The organism is Clostridium sp. OF09-36 (assembly GCF_003481985.1).
Taxonomy (GTDB): Bacteria; Bacillota; Clostridia; order Lachnospirales; family Lachnospiraceae; genus Brotaphodocola.
The window spans coordinates 1-19,403 of sequence record NZ_QUMD01000014.1 but is presented as its reverse complement, the minus strand read 5'-3'; the positions used below and the strand labels follow the sequence as shown (position 1 = coordinate 19,403).

At 38.9% G+C, this 19,403-nt stretch carries 19 protein-coding genes; 16 read left to right on the top strand and 3 right to left on the bottom strand.

Features of this window, described 5'->3' with window-relative positions; translation table 11 throughout:
- Nucleotides 1-92: 92 nt before the first annotated feature.
- The 8 genes from DXA97_RS11960 to DXA97_RS11925 all read left to right on the top strand — a co-directional run bounded on the left by DXA97_RS11960 (nt 93) and on the right by DXA97_RS11925 (nt 9,265).
- Nucleotides 93-602, top strand: a complete 510-nt coding sequence (locus tag DXA97_RS11960; RefSeq protein WP_049889967.1) for a hypothetical protein — start codon at nt 93-95, stop codon at nt 600-602.
- Nucleotides 603-1,164: 562 nt separating this feature from the next.
- Nucleotides 1,165-3,288 carry a penicillin-binding transpeptidase domain-containing protein gene (locus tag DXA97_RS11955; RefSeq protein WP_118720327.1) on the top strand — a complete coding sequence of 708 codons (2,124 nt, stop codon included), beginning with the start codon at nt 1,165-1,167 and terminating at the stop codon, nt 3,286-3,288.
- Nucleotides 3,236-4,477, top strand: a complete 1,242-nt coding sequence (locus tag DXA97_RS11950) for a DUF6070 family protein (protein ID WP_118720325.1) — start codon at nt 3,236-3,238, stop codon at nt 4,475-4,477. The genes DXA97_RS11955 and DXA97_RS11950 overlap by 53 nt, the downstream gene beginning before the upstream one ends.
- Nucleotides 4,477-5,751, top strand: coding sequence for a DUF6070 family protein (locus DXA97_RS11945; RefSeq protein WP_118720323.1), 1,275 nt, complete (start codon nt 4,477-4,479; stop codon nt 5,749-5,751). The genes DXA97_RS11950 and DXA97_RS11945 overlap by 1 nt, the downstream gene beginning before the upstream one ends.
- Nucleotides 5,752-5,755: 4 nt before the next feature.
- Nucleotides 5,756-7,021, top strand: coding sequence for a DUF6070 family protein (locus DXA97_RS11940; protein ID WP_118720321.1), 1,266 nt, complete (start codon nt 5,756-5,758; stop codon nt 7,019-7,021).
- 59 nt (nt 7,022-7,080) lie between these two features.
- Nucleotides 7,081-7,521, top strand: a complete 441-nt coding sequence (locus tag DXA97_RS11935; RefSeq protein ID WP_118720319.1) for a hypothetical protein — start codon at nt 7,081-7,083, stop codon at nt 7,519-7,521.
- A gap of 16 nt (nt 7,522-7,537) precedes the next feature.
- Nucleotides 7,538-8,767, top strand: a complete 1,230-nt coding sequence (locus tag DXA97_RS11930) for a hypothetical protein (RefSeq protein ID WP_118720317.1) — start codon at nt 7,538-7,540, stop codon at nt 8,765-8,767.
- Nucleotides 8,768-8,824: 57 nt separating this feature from the next.
- Nucleotides 8,825-9,265, top strand: coding sequence for a hypothetical protein (locus tag DXA97_RS11925; protein ID WP_118720315.1), 441 nt, complete (start codon nt 8,825-8,827; stop codon nt 9,263-9,265).
- A gap of 95 nt (nt 9,266-9,360) precedes the next feature.
- Here the strand turns inward: DXA97_RS11925 and DXA97_RS11920 are convergent, their stop codons facing one another.
- The 3 genes from DXA97_RS11920 to DXA97_RS11910 all read right to left on the bottom strand — a co-directional run bounded on the left by DXA97_RS11920 (nt 9,361) and on the right by DXA97_RS11910 (nt 12,092).
- On the bottom strand, nt 9,361-11,157 hold the full coding sequence (locus DXA97_RS11920; protein ID WP_118720313.1) for a BlaR1 family beta-lactam sensor/signal transducer: 1,797 nt from the start codon (nt 11,155-11,157) through the stop codon (nt 9,361-9,363).
- 1 nt (nt 11,158) lies between these two features.
- Entirely contained in the window at nt 11,159-11,545 is a 387-nt protein-coding gene (locus DXA97_RS11915; RefSeq protein ID WP_107001152.1) for a BlaI/MecI/CopY family transcriptional regulator, read from the bottom strand.
- 310 nt (nt 11,546-11,855) lie between these two features.
- Nucleotides 11,856-12,092: a helix-turn-helix transcriptional regulator gene (locus DXA97_RS11910; protein ID WP_243107645.1), complete on the bottom strand. Its 237-nt coding sequence runs from the start codon at nt 12,090-12,092 to the stop codon at nt 11,856-11,858.
- Between the two features lie 28 nt (nt 12,093-12,120).
- Here DXA97_RS11910 and DXA97_RS11905 point away from each other — a divergent pair, with 28 nt between their 5' ends.
- The 8 genes from DXA97_RS11905 (at nt 12,121) to DXA97_RS11875 (ending at nt 19,138) form a co-directional block, all read left to right on the top strand.
- The gene (locus tag DXA97_RS11905; protein ID WP_347561590.1) at nt 12,121-12,618 is read left to right on the top strand and encodes an SH3 domain-containing protein; all 498 of its coding nucleotides are present in this window, start codon (nt 12,121-12,123) and stop codon (nt 12,616-12,618) included.
- A gap of 113 nt (nt 12,619-12,731) precedes the next feature.
- A complete protein-coding gene (locus tag DXA97_RS11900; protein ID WP_081021313.1) occupies nt 12,732-13,472 on the top strand; it encodes a DUF5986 family protein in 741 nt (246 codons plus the stop codon).
- 24 nt (nt 13,473-13,496) lie between these two features.
- On the top strand, nt 13,497-14,681 hold the full coding sequence (locus tag DXA97_RS11895; protein WP_118720309.1) for an XRE family transcriptional regulator: 1,185 nt from the start codon (nt 13,497-13,499) through the stop codon (nt 14,679-14,681).
- A 161-nt stretch (nt 14,682-14,842) separates the two neighbouring features.
- Entirely contained in the window at nt 14,843-15,133 is a 291-nt protein-coding gene (locus DXA97_RS11890; RefSeq protein ID WP_243107644.1) for a recombinase family protein, read from the top strand.
- Nucleotides 15,134-15,247: 114 nt separating this feature from the next.
- Nucleotides 15,248-15,649: a recombinase family protein gene (locus tag DXA97_RS22230; RefSeq protein ID WP_347561588.1), complete on the top strand. Its 402-nt coding sequence runs from the start codon at nt 15,248-15,250 to the stop codon at nt 15,647-15,649.
- A gap of 44 nt (nt 15,650-15,693) precedes the next feature.
- Nucleotides 15,694-16,527 carry a recombinase family protein gene (locus DXA97_RS11885; RefSeq protein WP_347561587.1) on the top strand — a complete coding sequence of 278 codons (834 nt, stop codon included), beginning with the start codon at nt 15,694-15,696 and terminating at the stop codon, nt 16,525-16,527.
- Complete coding sequence (locus DXA97_RS11880) at nt 16,457-17,806, top strand: recombinase family protein (protein WP_347561586.1); 1,350 nt, start codon at nt 16,457-16,459, stop codon at nt 17,804-17,806. Before DXA97_RS11885 ends, DXA97_RS11880 begins: the two co-directional genes overlap by 71 nt.
- A 93-nt stretch (nt 17,807-17,899) precedes the next feature.
- Nucleotides 17,900-19,138: a folate receptor family protein gene (locus DXA97_RS11875; protein WP_243107643.1), complete on the top strand. Its 1,239-nt coding sequence runs from the start codon at nt 17,900-17,902 to the stop codon at nt 19,136-19,138.
- Nucleotides 19,139-19,403 lie beyond the last annotated feature (265 nt).

The following is a 19,403-nucleotide window of genomic DNA, read 5'->3' as shown; positions in this document are numbered from 1 at the left end:
AAAATAGATGTGTGTTTCTGTTTCCGCAGAGTGATGATATATCAGGAGGTTTACCCCAGGGGATAGGCTTTGGAGAACGGGAGATATACATTTTGGCGAAAGAATACTTTTTCGCAAAAGCGGTTTTGTTAAAGGAGCGTATGATGAAGGAAATTGAACAGTTCGCAACCCAATTTCGAAGAGCGATTGACTTGGCTTTGGAAGCAGGGGAGTTTGATAACGACAGCATATATCGCAGATTTCCACGTGCTTGCTGCGGAGATACGAGTGATTTGTTAGCTCAGTATTTATTGGATAAAGGTATCAAAACAGATTATGTCTGTGGAACATATTGGGGTAAACCGGATGGAAACGGACAATCTCATGCATGGCTGATGGTAGACAAATATATTATTATAGATATCACAGGTGACCAATTTAGTGGCAAGTCTACTTTTCTTAATTATGACAAATCAGTTTATGTAGGTGAGGGAGATGATTTCCATAGGCTCTTTGAGGTTGAAGATAGAGATGTTCATGAGCATCGTGGATTGAGTGCTTTGGGTGGTTTTTGTGGACCGAGGCTGTGGGATTTATATAGAAAAATTCTAAAATACATTTAGTCAACCACTTTTTATGGGGATAAAACCATTACCCCACTTTGAAAACCTATTGCATACTTTCGCTATGCAGTATAAAATAAATGTTCAGGGGAATATTGAAACCGTATGTCTGCTTTCAAAGAAACCTTGATTTTCTGCGGTTTGTGGGATATTAAGGAACGAAAATGGATATGTGTTTTGTAGCCTTATGAATGAACCATTTGAATATCGCAGCAGTGGGGTGTTTTGAAACTCTGCTGAATAATAGGCTTTTGCTAAAAGGTATCACTTTTGTGAAAATGTATGATACTTCCTGGCAGAAGCCTTTTTATATAAAGATAACTTGACTTCTAAATCTTACTGATGTAATATTTACACAAGTGCAGTAGGATTGCGGACGAAATTTTTTTGTTGCGAAATCTTACGCATGTAATAAAAGGAAGGAGGAATGCATAGTACGATATACCCAGCAAAGAGAAATTTTTTTACTTCAAAATCTTACGAGTGTAATATTTTGAAGATATAGCGTACATTGAAAATAGAATATGACCATATCAGCAAAGCAAAATGAATGGAGGTCAATATGAAGAAAGGAAAAAGCAGAAACAAGCGAAAGAAAACAAGAAGCAGGCTCCTATGGATTGCGATTGCTGTTATAGGAATAGCTGCGGTAATTTCTGCAGTATGTGTGGCAGGAATGTTGGCAACAAAGGAAAATGCCTGGAAGACACCGGAAGAACTTCTGGTGGAGTACATGGATCATATTCCAAAACAGGAGTATGAAGAAATGTATGCAATGCTACATATTGAGGCATCGGGAAATGTCAGTCAGGAGGATTTTGTAACTCGAAATTCAGCTATTTATGAAGGTATAGAAGTCCAGAATATGGCTGTCCAGATTATTGCATATGACGAGGAGCAAATGACGGTAACCTACCAGACTTCTTTCGATACAGTTGCAGGAACTATCAGTTTTGAAAGTGAGGCACTTTTCCTAAAGGACGAAAAAGGATATAAGTTGGTTTGGGATGATTCTATGATTTTTCCGAATCTAACTTCTACAGATAAAGTAAGAGTTTCCACTACACAGGCAGAACGAGGAGAAATTCTGGATAGGAACGGACGTGTCCTTGCAGGAAAAGGTACAGCATCTTCGGTTGGAATCGTTCCGGGCAAGTTGGGAAACCGAGAGGAAGCAATCGCACAGATTGCAGAACTATTGGAAATCACACCGGAAGCGATAGAAAAGAAACTGTCTGCAAAGTGGGTAAAGGATGATTCCTTTGTGCCGATAAAAACCATTCCGAGGGTTGAAGAAATCGAGTTGATGAAGATTGAACCGGACGAAGAGGTGCTGAAAGAAAAGGAAAGACATGAAAAGCTACTGGAAATTCCCGGAGTGATGATATCTGATGTTGAAGTGCGTGAATACCCATTAGGGGAAGCGGCTGCACATTTGGTCGGGTATGTCCAAAGCGTTACTGCGGAAGATTTAGAGGAACATGCAGGAGAAGGCTATACAGCCAATAGTGTAATCGGTAGAAGCGGAATGGAGGGCTTGTTTGAGAGTGAGCTGAAAGGCCAGAACGGTTGCAGGATTTACATTGTAAATTCGGAAGGCAAAGAGAAGGAGGAACTGGCTTGTATCCTGATACAGCATGGGCAGGATATTCAGCTTACGATAGATGCCAATTTGCAGGTTTCCTTGTACGAACAGTTTAAGGAAGATAAAAGCTGCTCGGTAGCCATGAATCCTTATACCGGAGAAGTATTGGCTTTGGTCAGCACACCGTCCTATGACAATAACGATTTTATTATGGGATTGTCCAGTGAACAGTGGACTGCGCTTAACGAGGATGAGAATAAGCCAATGTATAATCGGTTCCGGCAAGTGTGGTGTCCGGGGTCTACATTCAAGCCAATTACCGCTGCGGTCGGCTTGGAATCAGGAGCAATCGATCCGATGGAAGATTACGGGAATGTAGGCTTAAGCTGGCAAAAGGATGCATCGTGGGGTTCTTATCATGTAACGACACTCCATGCATATGAACCAGTCATTTTAGAGAATGCCTTGATTTATTCCGATAATATTTATTTCGCAAAGGCAGCATTAAAGATTGGCTCAGAAGAGATGGAGAGTTCTTTGACTGGACTAGGTTTTAATGAGGAACTGCCATTTGAGATTAAGATGGCAGAGTCGCAGTATTCCAATACAGAGGGAATTGAAACTGAAATACAGTTAGCTGACAGCGGTTACGGACAAGGACAAGTTTTAGTGAATCCGTTACATATGGCTTGTATCTATTCTGCTTTCTGTAATGAGGGAAATGTCATAAAGCCGTATTTGGTATATCAGAACGAAGCAATAGCCGAGTATTGGATTCCGGGGGCCTTTTCTAATGAGACAGCAAGTCGTGTATTGGAAGGAACAAAAAAGGTTGTGAATGATTCTAATGGAACTGGATATGCAGCCCATCGGGATGACATTCTTTTAGCAGGAAAAACAGGTACGGCAGAAATCAAGGCATCGAAGGATGATACTTCGGGTACGGAATTAGGATGGTTTGCAATTTTTACAGCAGAAGATACGGTAGAACGTCCTATATTGATTATCAGCATGGTAGAAGATGTGAAAGGAAGAGGAGGAAGCGGATATGTTGTTAAGAAAGACAAGCTGGTTCTGGAAGAGTGGTTTGGCAGCAATTAGCTTTGTATTAATACTTAGTATTTCGGGGTGCAGTGATGCACCTCCGGAAGAAAATACAGTTTCGGAAACGGTAATAGATGTTCAGGATATTCAGGAAGAATCAGAGGAGGATGCAGATGAAATTATAAACATCTGTATAGATCTTTATGAAAAGGCTACAGAAGAAAATAAGTTAGCTGATTTGGAAACGATTCGAGGCATTGTAAATCGTCTTGGAGAAAATGGATATTCGGCTGTTGACAGCAGAAATCAAGTTAACATGACTGAGGCAGAGCAGGTACTGGAATTTTGCGAAAAGGTGGATGCACAGGAAGAAGCAGAAATAACGATTCTTGAAGTCAGTTATTTGGGTGGATTTGTAAAATACGATTTGCACACAAAAGATGGAAATGTAGATGTGGTCAGAAGCTATTACAAGTATGAAAACGGAAATATGAAAAGAGAGGTAACAGGAAACTATCAAGCGGAGTATTGGAATTATACAGAAGAAGGTTACCTGATGTTTTCCGGTGTTTGGTTTTCAGAAGAATTATATGTTCTTACATTGAGTGGGGCAGAGGAACATACCGCATTACGAGTACTGCCATTGGATGAAACATATAGGGAGTTGAGTCGGAAATATCTCCGACCAATCGGCTTTGAACAAAATAATATGTTTATTGTAGATTGGAGCGAGGAAGATTTCGGGGATTTGAATTTTTATGATATGTATGACATTCTCTATCCAAAAGTGAATGGTCAATATGTTCCCTATGTTGCTGATGACAACTTATCAGTCAGTGCAGTATATCAGATTCCAAAAGAGGAATTCGAAAGCGTTATTATGAAATATTTCAATATTGATAGTGAAACGTTGCAATCAAAAAGCGTCTATTGTTCGGAGAATTCAACTTATGAATATAAGCCGAGAGGATTCGAAGAAGTAGAATACCCGGAATATCCATATTCAGAGGTAGTCGGTTTTACAGAAAACAGCGATGGGACAATTACGCTTACAGCTAATGTAGTATTCCCTTATGCAGGTGATCCAAAGGTATATGCTCATGAGGTTGTTGTCCGCCCGTTAGAGGACGGAGGGGTACAATATGTATCTAACCGCATTATACCATCTGAAGACAATTACAGAGAAACTTGGCATACACCACGGTTGACGTTGGAAGAATGGGAAGAATTGTACGGAGGCGAATAATGGAAGATTTAAAATGGCTGCTTAGAAGATGTGGGCTTCCGATTTTGCTGCTTTTGATTTTGGTGATAGCTGGAGTGTTTTGTTGGGGAAAAATGCACGCAGAAAAGAAAAAGGTGGCAGAAGAAGTATGGGAGCCGCCTGTGGAAATCGAAAATAGCGATGCAGAAACAGAAGAGGCCGAGAATACGGAAACTTCTACAGATTCAGCATATTGGTTCATTCCGCAAGCCAGTGATGATCTCCTTTCAGAAGAGGAGAAGGAGCAGTTGCAGAGTACGGTTTTGTCAGCAGCAGAATCGGTCAGAGAAATCTATAAGGATATTGTAATTGCAGATGCACCAAGCTACTCTTCTGGTATTAACGAATTTACAAACGAGCAGAGGAAAGCCGTGGTGGAGCAATTGGGCAGAAGCGGTTTGGTAAGCGTTGAAGAAGACTCTGCTATGCAGAATCATGAAGCAATTGAAGTGTTTTACGCAGATTACTTGAATGGACAGGACTCGATGGTTACGGTATTTGAAGTGCATAGAGATGGACTGATTGGAGCAGTTACCTTTATTTATCGGAAGGAGCAGTTACAGACCTATTACATAGGAGTTCGGTGGAAGGAAGGCGGTATGCCAGAGATACAGGGAACTTCGGTAAGTAATGTGGCTGAAATTAAACTTACGGAAAAAGGGTATTTTATCTACGCATATGAATATGTGATTGCACATGCAAGTTTGAGACAGTATTGGAGAATAGAACCGCTTCCGGAAGACTGCCGGGAACTGACAGAGAAATACATATCAGGACTAAGCTATGTGAATTACAATGTGCTTGTCACGAACTGGGACAGCAGTAACGTAGAAGATATTCTGATGCCTTGTATGTATGAAGACATCTATCGAATTTATACGGGAGAAAATCTGAAAACGGAAGGTTGGAAAATTCCAGCGGAGGAATACGAAAAGATAATGACCACTTATTTTCCGGTATCTGTAGAACAGTTGAGAAAGCATTGCGAGTATGACGAGAGCAGCAACAGCTATGAACATGAGATGATTTATGCCAGCCCATACCCACCTTTTGGAGAAGTAGTTGACTATACAAAAAATGCGGATGGAACAATTACACTTATTGTGGATGGAGTTTGGCCGGATTACAATTCTGATCTCGCTTTTCGGAATACGGTTGTGGTTCAGCCATTTGAAGATGGAACATTCCGGTATCTTTCCAACTCTATAGAGGAAATAGAATTGGAACTGCCGCCAATAGCAAGAACGAAAGGATGATTTTATGGTATTAATGAAAAAGAGCATTCTACTAATTATAGTATTTTTAATTGGATGTTTTATGTGTGCCTGTGGGAAAGAAGATAGTGTTGCAGGTGAATCTCTTGTGGAAGATACGGAAGAAGTATCTTCCACAGAGGAAACAAAAAGTGCCGAGGAAGAAGCTGCAGAACAGTGGGAAAAGGGCTATGGACTTCCGGTGGACGAACAGGAAGAAAAGGAAGCTGAGAATGACTGCAGAGCGATGATGGAACGTATTTATGAGATTTATAAAGAGGCAGATAAAGGAACTGCATCCAATGTTGTATTAACTGATGAGACCATTCTTGAACTGCAGAAAAAGTTAATGGAAACGGGATATCCGGTTGCTACATTGGTAACCTATTCAAATATGGGAAATTATGAAAGTGTGGATTCTTTTCTTGAGGATTGCACGGCTGGGAAAAGCGGTTCTGTAGTAATTTACGAGATACATGATGATGGTGGTATAGGTAGAATGAAATTCATTTTTGATGGTACAGACATGTATGTTGTAAGTGCAAGAAGCGTATGGAATAAGAATGGTAAGTCGGGAATGTCCTATATATCCTACACCAGAATAAAAGAGTGGAAATATACAGATAAAGGATGGTTCTGCTATGAGTTATGTGTGCCGGAGCCGCCAGAGGTCAGTGAAATCGTGGATGGAAGCTGCCTAATCAGAGTAAAGCCAATGACAGAAGAACAGCGTAAAATGTCTGAACGTTGTGTTCGGGGGCTTGGATATCAAGGACAGAATATTTTGTGTTCTAACTGGAATGCAGAAAACATGAGTGAGTTGGATTATAACGGAATGTTTGAATATCTGTATGGAATGAAATATGGAGAAAAGTTCAATTCTGAAGATTATCCAAATGGCATTCCTAAAGAAGAGTTCGAAAGTCTGATTATGGAGTATCTTCCTGTAACAAAAGAACAGATACGAGAGTACGCAGTATTTGATGAGGAAAACCAGACATATTATTGGGCGCGTCTTGGATGTTTTAATTATGCACCTACTTTCTTTGGAACTTCTCTGCCGGAGGTTGTCAACATCAAAGAAAATGAAGATGGGACAATCACGTTAACAGTTGAGGCGGTTTGTGACATGGTTATTTGCGATGATGCAGTCATAACCCATGAACTTACGGTGCGGTTTGCGGAGGATGGAAGTTTTCAGTATTTGGGGAATGAAATCCTAAATGACGGAATTATGCATATACCAGATTACCAATACCGAATTAAAGAATGATTTGATAATAGCTGTGTTCTATGGTAATCTTACGGATGTAAGAAAAGAAAGGAGGACACATGAAAAAATTAAAATTAGTTGGAATATTGGCAGCAGTTGTATTGATAGGCGGAAGTTTGTCAATTCCACTTATAAATAACCACATTGCCTATAAAGTAGAAAAAGCATTATGTGAAATCCCGCTGCCAGAGGAAACGGAATTGATAGAGTCACTGTCACAGGCAGGGAAGCTGACGGGGAATGGAAATGGGCTGCAGTATTTCGGAGCAATCCTAATTAGGAGTGAATTGTCTTTGGAAGAACTGGATGCTTACTATTCAGATTACAGAGGTAATGAATGGGAGTATTTAGTGGAAACTCAGGAAAGGCAGCCCATTGAGGTGATTGATCACGGGACACTGCAATTTACAGAAGAAATAAAGGACAGTGGTTATTACATTGTATATTCATGGGGAAGCGGAAATTCTCTATTGGAAGAACTGGATATACGTGGACATTAAAAGGAGTGCTATAACAATGAAGAATTTTTTGAAAATTATGCTATGTATTATGGGCTCGCTCATTGCACTGTTTGTAGTATTTTGGTGTTGCATTTCGTATACGGTAAATTACAAGAAGATAACTTGCGATACATCCGTTTCACCAGATAAAAAATATGAAGTGATACTTCAAGCTGTTGGAGAACCGGAATGGCCTTTTGGTTCAGCAAGTGGACGGTTAGTCCTTAAAGAAGGCGAAGATAAGATATCGCAAACAGATTTTGAATTGCACAATGACGGTGCAAGCATCAGTAGCAGCTGTTGGAAGGTTACCTGGCATGAGGATTATGTAGAAATAATTCTATCAGGTGAAGAACAATTTGATGAACAAGTCATTTTATATTTCGATGGTACGAAAGAAATACAGCAATTGACAGATGTAGCAGATATTGAAGTAGAATATCCATCAGGAGAGAGATTAGATGAAAGCCGGGTTATAACTGAACAATCCTTTGATGTAGAATTGAATGATTGGGGTGAAGTACAGTTTGTATCTTATCTGCCGACTTATGAAACGCTCTGGGAAGATGTTTCATTTGTGCTGGCAAAAGACAATCAAATTATATATTATTTTCCGGAGTGTTATGAAAATAATAGTACAGAGAATGATAGTGTAGGAATGTTTGATAGTGTTGAAGCGGTTGGATTTCAGGATATAGATGGAGATGGTGCAAAGGATGTGATTGTCATCATAAACTATGTTACAGGAGCAGGACCGCAGGGAATGATGCCACGAAAGACCATTAGAATATTCAGTTCACAGGATAATGGTTTTGTCATTCAACACGATTTAATGGATGAATTAATGGAAAATATGAAAGAGGATGATATTTCTATTCCTGCGATCTGTGATTATGTGACATTAATGGAAACAAATGAAATATATGATGGATATCGTACTATATATCAACAATACTTCGCAGACGAAGGATGTGATTTTATGATATCATACGGTGCGAATGGAAATTCTAGAGTTATCTTAAATGAGAATGAGGAAATAATAGAATATCTTGTATATGACAGACTTTCGGAGAATGAAAAATGCGAATTATATGTTTTATACAGAAGTAAGAAAAACACAGATGGTTCATGGTATATCTCAGAGGCGGAGATCCTTGATATATTTGCATATAGTATGTCTACAAAAGATGTGGTCAGTAGTGGTAAAACATCATGGTCAGCGACTGGAAGTGAAGAGCATGAATAAATTAAGATAAGCTTTTGATTTTAATTCGATTATCTACATGTGGAGTGAGGTGTTTTTATGAGAAAGTTTGTTAGAACGTATTCTCCATTTTTAGTATATTTTGTATGTGTGGCTTTGGCTTATTTTCTTTGTTTTTATTTATTTCCCAAATATAATGCGGCCTTAGCCTATTTGGGTTTTTTAATTATATATACATATATTGATATTGGGGTTTTTATTTTAGGTTTTTTTATGGGAAAAATCATTGTCAAACGCAGCATTGACATTAGCTTTTTGCTGTGCCTAATATATGCATTAATTTCTTTCGGGTTGATGCTCTTGATAGGTTCTCTGAAATACGTTTTTTATGATTATATGTATAGTAACTTTACGTTTACATTTTCAATCTTCATTGAATCATTAGGTGATAGAGATAGTTTGTTTGTTTCAATTGGGACATTGATATCTTTTTTTATTGGAGAAATTGTAGAATACATCAATAATAAATCTAATTCTTGACGTATAGAACTGGATAGTTGAAACGCTTTTATGCATAAAGTGAAAATAAAAAAACGGGCAAAGGATTATACGACTATGACCTTTACCCGATATTTTTATTTCCAGATATTCATGTCTGACAAGATAGACATGGTTATTTCAGTTGCGTTGCCTCCGGTAGCATCGCTGTCTGCACCAATGTTGGTAGCAAAAAAGTATGTATTATCTGCAGTTTCAATATAACCGATAAACCATCCGTTCACATCCTGGCCGTCCACACGGCCAGTTCCGGTCTTTCCGTAGAATGTTCCGGCATCGGAAGAGGAAAGGCAGATAGCATCTTTTACTGCATTGACGTTTTCAGGGGCGAAGCCAAAACTGTTATTCTGCAGCTTGGTTAAAAGTTCGACCTGTTCTATTGGAGAGATCTCCAAGGATGATTCCATCCAATAAGTGGAGAAATCACCATTCATGTTTTCGTTACCATATCCGATTTCTTGAATATAGCTGTAAACGTCAGAGAATCCAAGTTGTTCATCTACTGACTGGAAGTACCAGTTAACGGAGGAGTTCATTGCAGACTGTAAGGTCTGATCCGCATTCCATGCTTCAAATGGATAGCTTTCTCCATTCCATGCAATAAAGGAGTTTTCTGGTGTAATGACACCTTCTTCCAAGCCGAACAAGGCATCATATATTTTGTAGGTGGAGTTTGGTGCTACTCGCAGGGTAGCATGCTCCTTGTCATGTATGCTCCACGCATCATTTCCCAAATCGTATAAAACAAAGCTGCCTTCGTATTCTCCGAAGTACGTGGAGAGGTCTACATAGGAAACATTCTCAGAAGAGGAGTCCCATTGGTAGTAGTTTTCGTCTGCTGCGTATGTAGAAATAAAAGGAGCAAAACCTAACAGGAGAACAGCAGTCAGTACAAATGCCGTCATACCTTTTAGCCTTTTTGTAAATGTTGGCTTCTCATAAGATGCAATATTGATAATTCTCCGCTTCATCTGCTTCATGTTTCCACCAAGGCCGGCAGCAAACGGAAAAGGAGTAAGAGAAACCTTTTTAGCAAAGTTAATCAGTGTATTGCCATAATCCTCGTAAGCATCCTCTTCAAGCATCTTTAAAACAGAGGTGTCACAGGCAACCTCTCTGTCATTACGCATTTCTTTCAGAGCGTACCAAACAAGAGGATTGAACCAATATACCACTCCTGCAAGGTTCATCAGATAACTGGCAATAGCATCATGGTGCTTGTAATGCTGCAGTTCATGTAACAGCATATACCGCATATCGGATTCGTTATAATCAGAGATCAGATGAATCGGAAGATAAATACACGGTTTCAAAAGTCCAACAATAATCGGGGATTTCAAAAATGCGGTACTGTAGACAGGAATATCTCTGTGAATCCCCATCTCTTCTAAACAGTGATGATATAGTCTGCGGACTTCCTTGTTCTGAAGGGGAAGTGCAGATTTCTCCAAGTTGCGTAAACGGAGAGAGGATTTGATTACCAAAATAATCATTGCAAGAATACCTACAATCCATATCCCTAATAATATGTATCCGGCAATGGATGGAGCTTCGCTATTTACAGAAAGAGTAAAGTCATTCATCCAATTTACATTTCCGGTTGGATCGGCCCCAATGGTTTCTACCATAGCAGTTCCAGTATTGGAAGATGGAGAGCTTCTCAGGCTACCGAGCCACGAGAAGATTTGAGGAAATCCGATTAAACGGAACGGTATAAAGGGAACTACCAACAACCCAAGCAACAGGAACCACAGATTATACTGCATCCGGCTGGAAAGGTTGTTTTTGAATATCCGCTTGGCTATCAAAAGAATTCCGATGATACCGCTGATAAATACATTGCATATTAAAAAGCGTATCATAAAATCAGCCACGTTAATTGCCTCCTTTTTTTGACCTCTTTGAAAGAAGGGAGCGGAGAGTGTCTATTTCTGTTTCAGACAGTCTGTCATTTTCTATATAGGCAGACAGCATGGCAGTGATATCCCCGTCATAGTATCGTTCCAGAAAAGAATTGCTTTCCTGGCCGATGTATTCGCTTTCTTTCACGACTGGGGTGTAAACAAACACTCGGCTCTGTTTTTCATAAGTCAGAGCGCCTTTGGTCACAAGGCGTTTGATTAAAGTCTGTATCGTTTTCGGACTCCAGCTTGTGGTCTGTAATAATTTATCTGTTATTTCGTTTGTACTGATCGGCGCATGTTTCCATACGATTTTCATAACTTCAAATTCAGCTTCAGAAATCTGTGGTAAATCACTCATTTCAAATCCCTCCTTAAATCTTACGGCTGTAATAAATATATTATAGACATTATTTATGTGGTTGTCAATTTCAGAAAAAAGATATTGACTTGAAATCTTACTTGTGTAATAATTGAAATATTACAAGAGTAAGATTTGGAAAAGGCAACAAAAAGAAAAGAACCAGAATCACAACGGATTAGCTGGTTCCTTTAATTGTTTGAATTACCTCTTTTATGTATGAGTGCTAAGAGGTATTCAATTGCTGGAAGAATCTCGGCTGCCTCTTGCTCATCACATTCCTGTAGCATCAATAACAGTTTTTGTTTTTTCAACCCGTCCGTGGCAGTGCAGGGTGGAAAATCCGGTCTGCAGGAATGTGTAAATAAGCGATGATCTGGCACAATACTTCGAACTTGGGATTCTCACGGTCATTTTCAATATTCAGTATTGTACGTTCATCACAACCTATTTGTTCAGCTAATGCTGCTTGAGATAGATGGGCTTCTTCTCTGGCAGCCCGAACTACCTTCGCAAGATTTTTTATATGCGTTGATCCACGCTTCAAATATGTCGCAAGAGGCTGTGCGGAATATGTGGAGTGGCTTGGACAGAAAGAAAATCCAGCCGGAAAAGGATGGGCAGCAGGAGCCGGATATGGTGCAAAGATTATTACAATCTTAAATGCTATGATTGGAATTAAGAGCGAGGCAGCAGAACCGGAGGAAGTCTGGTACCGTGTGCGTAAGACATGGGCAGATTTTGACACGCAGAAAGGTGCATTCCATAGTTTGGAAAATGCCAAGAGGTGTGCAGATGAAAATGAAGGATATTCCGTATTTGATGAATCCGGTAAAGTGATTTATTCCAATGATACATTTACACCGTATCTTGTGAGAGTATCCATCGAAGATTTGAACATCCGCAAGGGTCCGGGAACAGACTACGACAAAACAGGTAAGTACACCGGAAAAGGTGCTTTCACTATTGTGGAAGAAGCAGAAGGCAAGGGTGCGAGCCTTTGGGGGCTTCTGAAATCTTATCAGAAAAATCGTGATGGATGGATTTCACTGGATTATGTTCACAGGATTTAGTTATTAACATTGGAATATACAAATTAAAAAGAAAACGAAGTACCACTTGACAAAAATAATATTTTATGTAAAAATTAAAAACAGAATAAAGTCAGGAGGTAATTTCGTTGGACGTGAATAGAAATACTCAAATTGTAATCAATGATGATTTACTCAGAAAAATTGTTTATTGCATAGAGAAAGCTATCGGGGATGATTTGCAACAATATTTAAGAGAAAATCATCGGGAAACTAATAATGCGATTATACTTCTAAGAGGGGACAATATCAATACAAACTTAAGAACACATGTGGTGAAAGATGATATTGATCTTGTTCCTTTCCAGAGGTATGGTTGGTCTGGAAGAATGGTCATTGATCGAAAAGAGCATATTACCTATTCGATAATGACAGAAGGTACATTGTCTGGCGTTCCCAAAAAGAAAAATCGTGAAAATCCACACTATTTACAATCAGTTCTTTATGTCGAAAATAAGGATTGTATTGCGAAAGAAAGACAAATGACATTAGAAGATTTTGGAATCACGATTTTTGATACAGATGTGTTGGAACAGGATTTTGAAAAAATTAGTCAGGGAATGATTAATGTAGAAGAAGATTATAAACATTATATTATTGCATATAAAGCGGAGAATGGGGAAATCAAAGATATTAAACTGAGGTTTTTAGATAAAGATTTTAATATTGTAGATGAAGCGTCTCTTATGCAATATATTAAACCAGACTTTGCACGGCTTACAGATATTGGGCCTTCAGAAGATACAGACGAAGATGCGAAGCCGGATAAGAAGGGCTTAGTTGCTATAAAGAGTGGTATAAAGCCAAAACTTCGGGAAATCGAGAAAAAGGCCTGAAAATAAATTCAGGAGATATTGATTATGATAGAAAAAAAGTTTTACGGTGAGAGATTAAGAAGTGCAAGAATGTATAGAGGGTTGACGCTTACTGAATTAGCGAAGCGGACCGAAATCAGTAAGCAGTCAATTTCCTTATATGAGAATGATAATAACACACCAGATTATATGAAAGTTAGGCTCTTGGCATCAGAGCTTAACTTTCCGTATGATTACTTTTTTCAAAAGGATAGTTATGCTGCAAAAACAGAAACAACCTATTTTCGTTCATTGGCAAGTGCTACAAAGAAAGATAGAACAGCGCAGAGTATTAAGTTGGAATATGTAGCAAAAATGTATGAGATACTTCTGGAATTCATTTCATTTCCTGAAATGAATTTACCAAGTGTTGATTTTGTAGGATGTGATGATGTATTTGAGTGTGAGAACGAGGATGCAATTCAAGAAATAGAGGATATTGCTGCTCAGGTAAGAAAATATTGGAATATTGGTACTGGACCAATAAAGGATTTACAGTATCTTTTAGAAAAAAATGGAATAATTGTAACGGGATTTGATACCAACGAAGATAAAATAGATGCGTTTAGTCAGCGAACTATAGTGGCGGGAAATGATATTTATTTTATTGCAGTTGCATTAGGAAACAGACCAGAAGGCAGAATTCGCTTTGACATGGCTCATGAGTTGGGACACATATTATTGCATCCATGGAGTGAGGATCTGGAAGCTATAACAAAAGATGAGTTTAAAGCAAGAGAACGTCAGGCGAACATGTTTGCGAGTGCATTTTTGTTACCTAGAGACAGCTTTGGTAAAGACATTGCTTCATATCCTACAGATTTAAAATATTATCAGTTCTTAAAAAATAAGTGGAAGGTATCTATTCAGGCAATGATTTACCGGACACACCAGTTGGGCATTATGTCTGATAACCAGTATCAGTATTTAATGCGTCAAGTTTCAAAAAATGGGTGGAGAATTAAAGAACCTGGCGATGTACCATATTCCTTGAATGAAAATATATTTCAAGGAGCCATTGATTTACTGATAGAGCAAAATGTACTTACGGCGAAAGAAATATTGGATTTATTCAAAAAAAATGGAGTGACTTTATATCCAGAAGATATGGAGGAACTTCTTCATTTGCGTCCAGATACCTTAAAGGTAGAGGAAAAAGTTGTACCAATATTGCAGTTGCGAAAAAAATAAGTGATTAGTATGAAAAGATCAGGCGAAATGTCTGGTCTTTTTTTATTGAATAAGTTTGGACAGAGTGGAAAAAGAGTGGGTGGAAACCGCAGAATTGCTTGACTTTACAGGGGTTTAGAGTGATTTATACACTACCAAAAACGAAAGGAGTACTTATTTATATGGTGATTGCAGGAACGATAAATAGGGTGGCTTTTTACTGCAGAGTCAACCATCGTGACAGAGACTATGAAAAATATCTGGACGATGTAATGAGGCGGTTGGAAGAAGAATATGGAAAACAGAAATGGGATTTGCAGATATTCTTTGAGGAAGCTTCAGGAGCCGACCCGAACAGAAAAGAATTTAATCGTCTGAAAGCGGAAATCGCAGCAAAGAAGATAGATGTGGTGGTTACTATGAGGCTGCCACGATTGCCCGTAACTGGGGACAGTTTATGGAGTTCATGCTGATTTGCAGTAAGAAAAATGTGGATGTGGTGTGCATTGACAAGGTAGAGGATGCACAAGCCATTTTCCGAAGGTTCAGGAGTTCCAGAAAAGGTTTTTTGAAGGAAGTGATGTAACGTGCGAGTAAAAGTGATTAACAAACGACCAGCTTCGGTCTTACAAAAGAAAAGGGTTTGTGCTTATGCCAGAGTTTCCACAGATAGCAGAAGACAGGAAGACTCTCTTGAAAATCAGATGGAAACCTATGAGAGACTGATTACCGGAAATCCAGAATATGAATTTATCGGAGTATTTGCTGATCAAGGCATATCCGGTTATTGTGAGAACCGACCACAGTTCCAGAGAATGATGGAGAAGGCAAGGGCAGGAGAGATTGACCTGATTATTACAAAATCTATATCGAGGTTTGCGAGAAATACCGTCACCGTTCTAAAGTTCGCAAGAGAACTGAAGGAACTGGGTGTCGGTATTTTTTTGAAGAACAGAACATTAACACTCTATCAGAGGACGGTGAGATGATGCTTGCCGTCCTCGCTTCTTTTGCTCAGGAAGAAAGCAGAAGCATGAGTGAAAACAATAAATGGTCCATTCGGATGAAGTTTGAGAGAGGGGAAGTGATGATTACCACTTCCCGCTTCCTCGGTTATGACAAAAACGAATATGGGTATTTGATTGTAAACCGAAAGGAAGCAGAAATTGTCAGTCTGACTTTTGACCTTTATCTAATGAATGTTGGCTCGTCAAGGATTGGCGAGCTGCTTGATTACCTGGGCGTGAAAACGGTGACGGGAACTACATGGGAAAGCGGGACCATCAATGGGATGCTTTGCAATGAGAAATACAAAGGGGATTTTCATCTGCAGAAGTATTACACCCCTGAAAATAAAAGAAACCATACAAGGAAAAACAATGGGGAAGTGCAGAGTTATTACATTTCGGAAAATCACGAGCCAATTGTATCGCCGGAGATATGGGAAAAGGTGCAGGAAGTCAGGGAACAGAGGAAGCGTGACAGGAATATCGGGCAGGACAGCACAATGAAGTTCCAAAACCGCTATCCCCTAAGTGGAATGTTGATTTGTCCTTACTGCGGAAAAACGCTCCGGCGCAGACAGGTTTACAAGAAGAAAATCCAATGGCTTTGCAGCACCTACATTGAAAAGGGAGTCAAGGCGTGTAAAGGGATAAGGATTGATGATGTCGAATTGCAGGGCTTGAACATTACGGAACAGACAGTGATTGAGGAGGTGGTTAAAAATGGCAAGAAGCATTACTGTTATACCAGCAAAGCAGATTTCGACTGCGGAATCAGGAACAGCACAGTCAGTGCAGAAATTGAAGATGGCAGCGTACTGCCGAGTGTCAACCGACCAAGAAGAACAGTTATTAAGCTATGAGAATCAAGTCAATTATTACACAAATTACATCAGTGAGAATCCACTCTATGAATATGCAGGAACTTATGCAGACGAAGGTATTTCAGGAACCAATACCAAAAAGAGGGATGAATTCAACCGTATGATTGCTGATTCCAGGGCGGGGAAAATTGACATGATTATTACCAAGTCCATTTCCAGATTTGCAAGAAATACGCTGGATTGCTTGAACTATGTGCGAGAGTTGAAAGATTTGGGGATAGGGATTATTTTTGAAAAGGAAAATATCAATACTCTCGATGCAAAGGGTGAAGTGCTGCTTACCATTCTTTCCTCACTGGCACAGGACGAGAGCCGATCCATTTCAGAGAACTGCACATGGGGAATCCGCAGAAGGTTTGAGACAGGGAAGCACAAAATGAGTACAAAGCGTTTTCTTGGCTACGATACGGATGAAACGGGGAAGCTGGTAATCAATAGGACACAGGAGCCGATTGTGGTTCGGCTGTATCAGGAATTCTTGGACGGAAAAACAACCGATTACATCAAGAGGATTTTTGAACGGGAAGGTGTGAAAAATTGGGATGGCGGTACGAAGTGGCAGTCCACAACCTTAATGAGTATGTTGGAGAATGAAAAATACAAGGGTGATGCCTTGCTGCAGAAAAGTTATACGGTGGATTTCCTCACCAAGAAACGTACACAGAACAAAGGGGAAATTCAGATGTTTTATGTGGAGGATGACCACGATGCCATCATTTCAAAGCGGATATGGGAATGTGTACAGCTTGAAATAAAACGCAGGAAAAAGTATCTGGAGGAGCATGGGACAAACTCCTATTCCCACCGGCCGGAAAGCAATCCATTTGCATCCAAGATAATTTGCGGAGACTGTAATAAAGTATTTGCACGGAAAGGCTGGCGGAGCAGTACGGGAGTTGACCGTAAGGTATGGCAATGCAGTGAACGCTACAAGGTCAAAGGAGTTATGGGATGTGCCAACCGCCACGTAGAGGAAGAAACGCTGATAAAGGCTTATCTGATGGCTTGGAACGCATTGGTGGAGAACCGAGAGGACTTTATGGAGCAGTGGACGGAACAGCTGCAGAGCGAGAACCTCTTGGAAAGTTATCGGGCGGAGAAGTTCATAGAATATACCGATGGGGCAAAGCCTTTGACGGAGATGGATACGGACTTCATGCTGAAAACACTGGACCACATCAAGGTTTTTGAAGATGGAACATTGTTGGTGGTCTTCCTGGACGGAACGGAGATTGAATGTAAAAATGAAGAGGAGTAAGAAAAGATGTCGATTGGGAGTTGCGATTCCTGATCGGCTTTTTTCTTGCACTTTTTCCAGATAGTAAAATGTAGATTGATGTGGTAAAATATAATGAACGGAATAAGATTTTCTTGTCAAGAAGGGATGAGTATTTTGATTCAAATTGATATAGTGGATTATGATAATTTATCAAGTCTTGGGATGCGGATAACAAAGTACGTTAATAGTAATTTGCGGGATATAGTACGGGTATTAATAGATATTCTTGAAACAGATCCGGAGTTTGATTTAGATGGATTTTTTCCAAGAGATTATCTTATGAGAAAACCGCAAGAGTGTAGAAATGCCGTCAATGAATTATATGAAATTATCTGTTCAAAAAATATCAGGGATTTTATTAAGCCTAAATATGAATATTTGCTATATGCAATATTATGCTGGTGGGAAGATTGTACAGATGATGAAGATGATTTAATAATAAATCCCATAGACGATGAGCTTAAAAGAGATTTAAATAATGATGATGGAAAGAATAGTTTAAAATTGATACAGGATTTTGAAGAATACTATTATATTTGTTTTCAAGATCATGATTTTTTACCAGAACAATTGAGTAGTATGGTTATGTTATATCTTAGAAATCCGAAGTTGCTAGAAATGTTCTTTCAACATGATAATCTTGATGATTACATTGATTTAATGGAATGTGATTTGCGGGATAGATATTTGGAGACGCAGAGCGAGAAAAATAGAGGTTTGTGTAATTCATTGTCCGAGAATATTGTAATGGAATTGATATCTGTGATTAAACGTTTCCAGAAACGTATTGTCCATTTTGAAAATCGAGATGAAGTGGAAATTACTGCAGATATCCAAGATGCTATTGCAGGAAGTCTGAATAGTAAGTATGATTTGCACATTTCACGTGAATTTACAATGGGGCGAGCTATTAAAAAATTGGGTGAGACAGATTTATATATATACGCAGAGAAGGACGGACATGTTACAGATTATGCAGTGCTTGAGAATAAATATATCGAAAACTTTACAAATCAATATAACCAGTTGATGGGATATTTAAACCCTAATTTCGAATTTGGTATTACGTTATCTATGAATAGAGAAATGTCCCTAAAAAAAGGATTTGATGAAATAGAGAATAAGTTGAAGAGTATCAAAGGGGATTTTCAGCCAATCAGAATTCAAAGAATCGGGGAGAGGGATACTTTAATGATTACTAGCGAACATATTGTTCCTGAAACCGGTAATAAGATGAAAGTATTTCATATGATTTTTCAACTGAACGATAAAGAACGGAAAGAGGCGGCAGCATCAGCAAGAAAAAGGTAAAATGTATTTCGGTTGACATATTTTTAGCATATATTAAAAACTTCTGTCTTGTACATAGATATTAGGGAGGATTAGATGTCTGACTTGAAAAAAGAGATAAGATTCAAAAATTTACCATTATTGTTAAAAGATATGGAAATAAAAAAATGGGTTATTGATTCTTTTTTCTTTCCATATAAAATAAGAATTATATTGTTATCTTAAAATTGTAAAATAAGAATTATATTGTTATCTTAAAATTGTATAGAGAAAACGAAAAAAGACC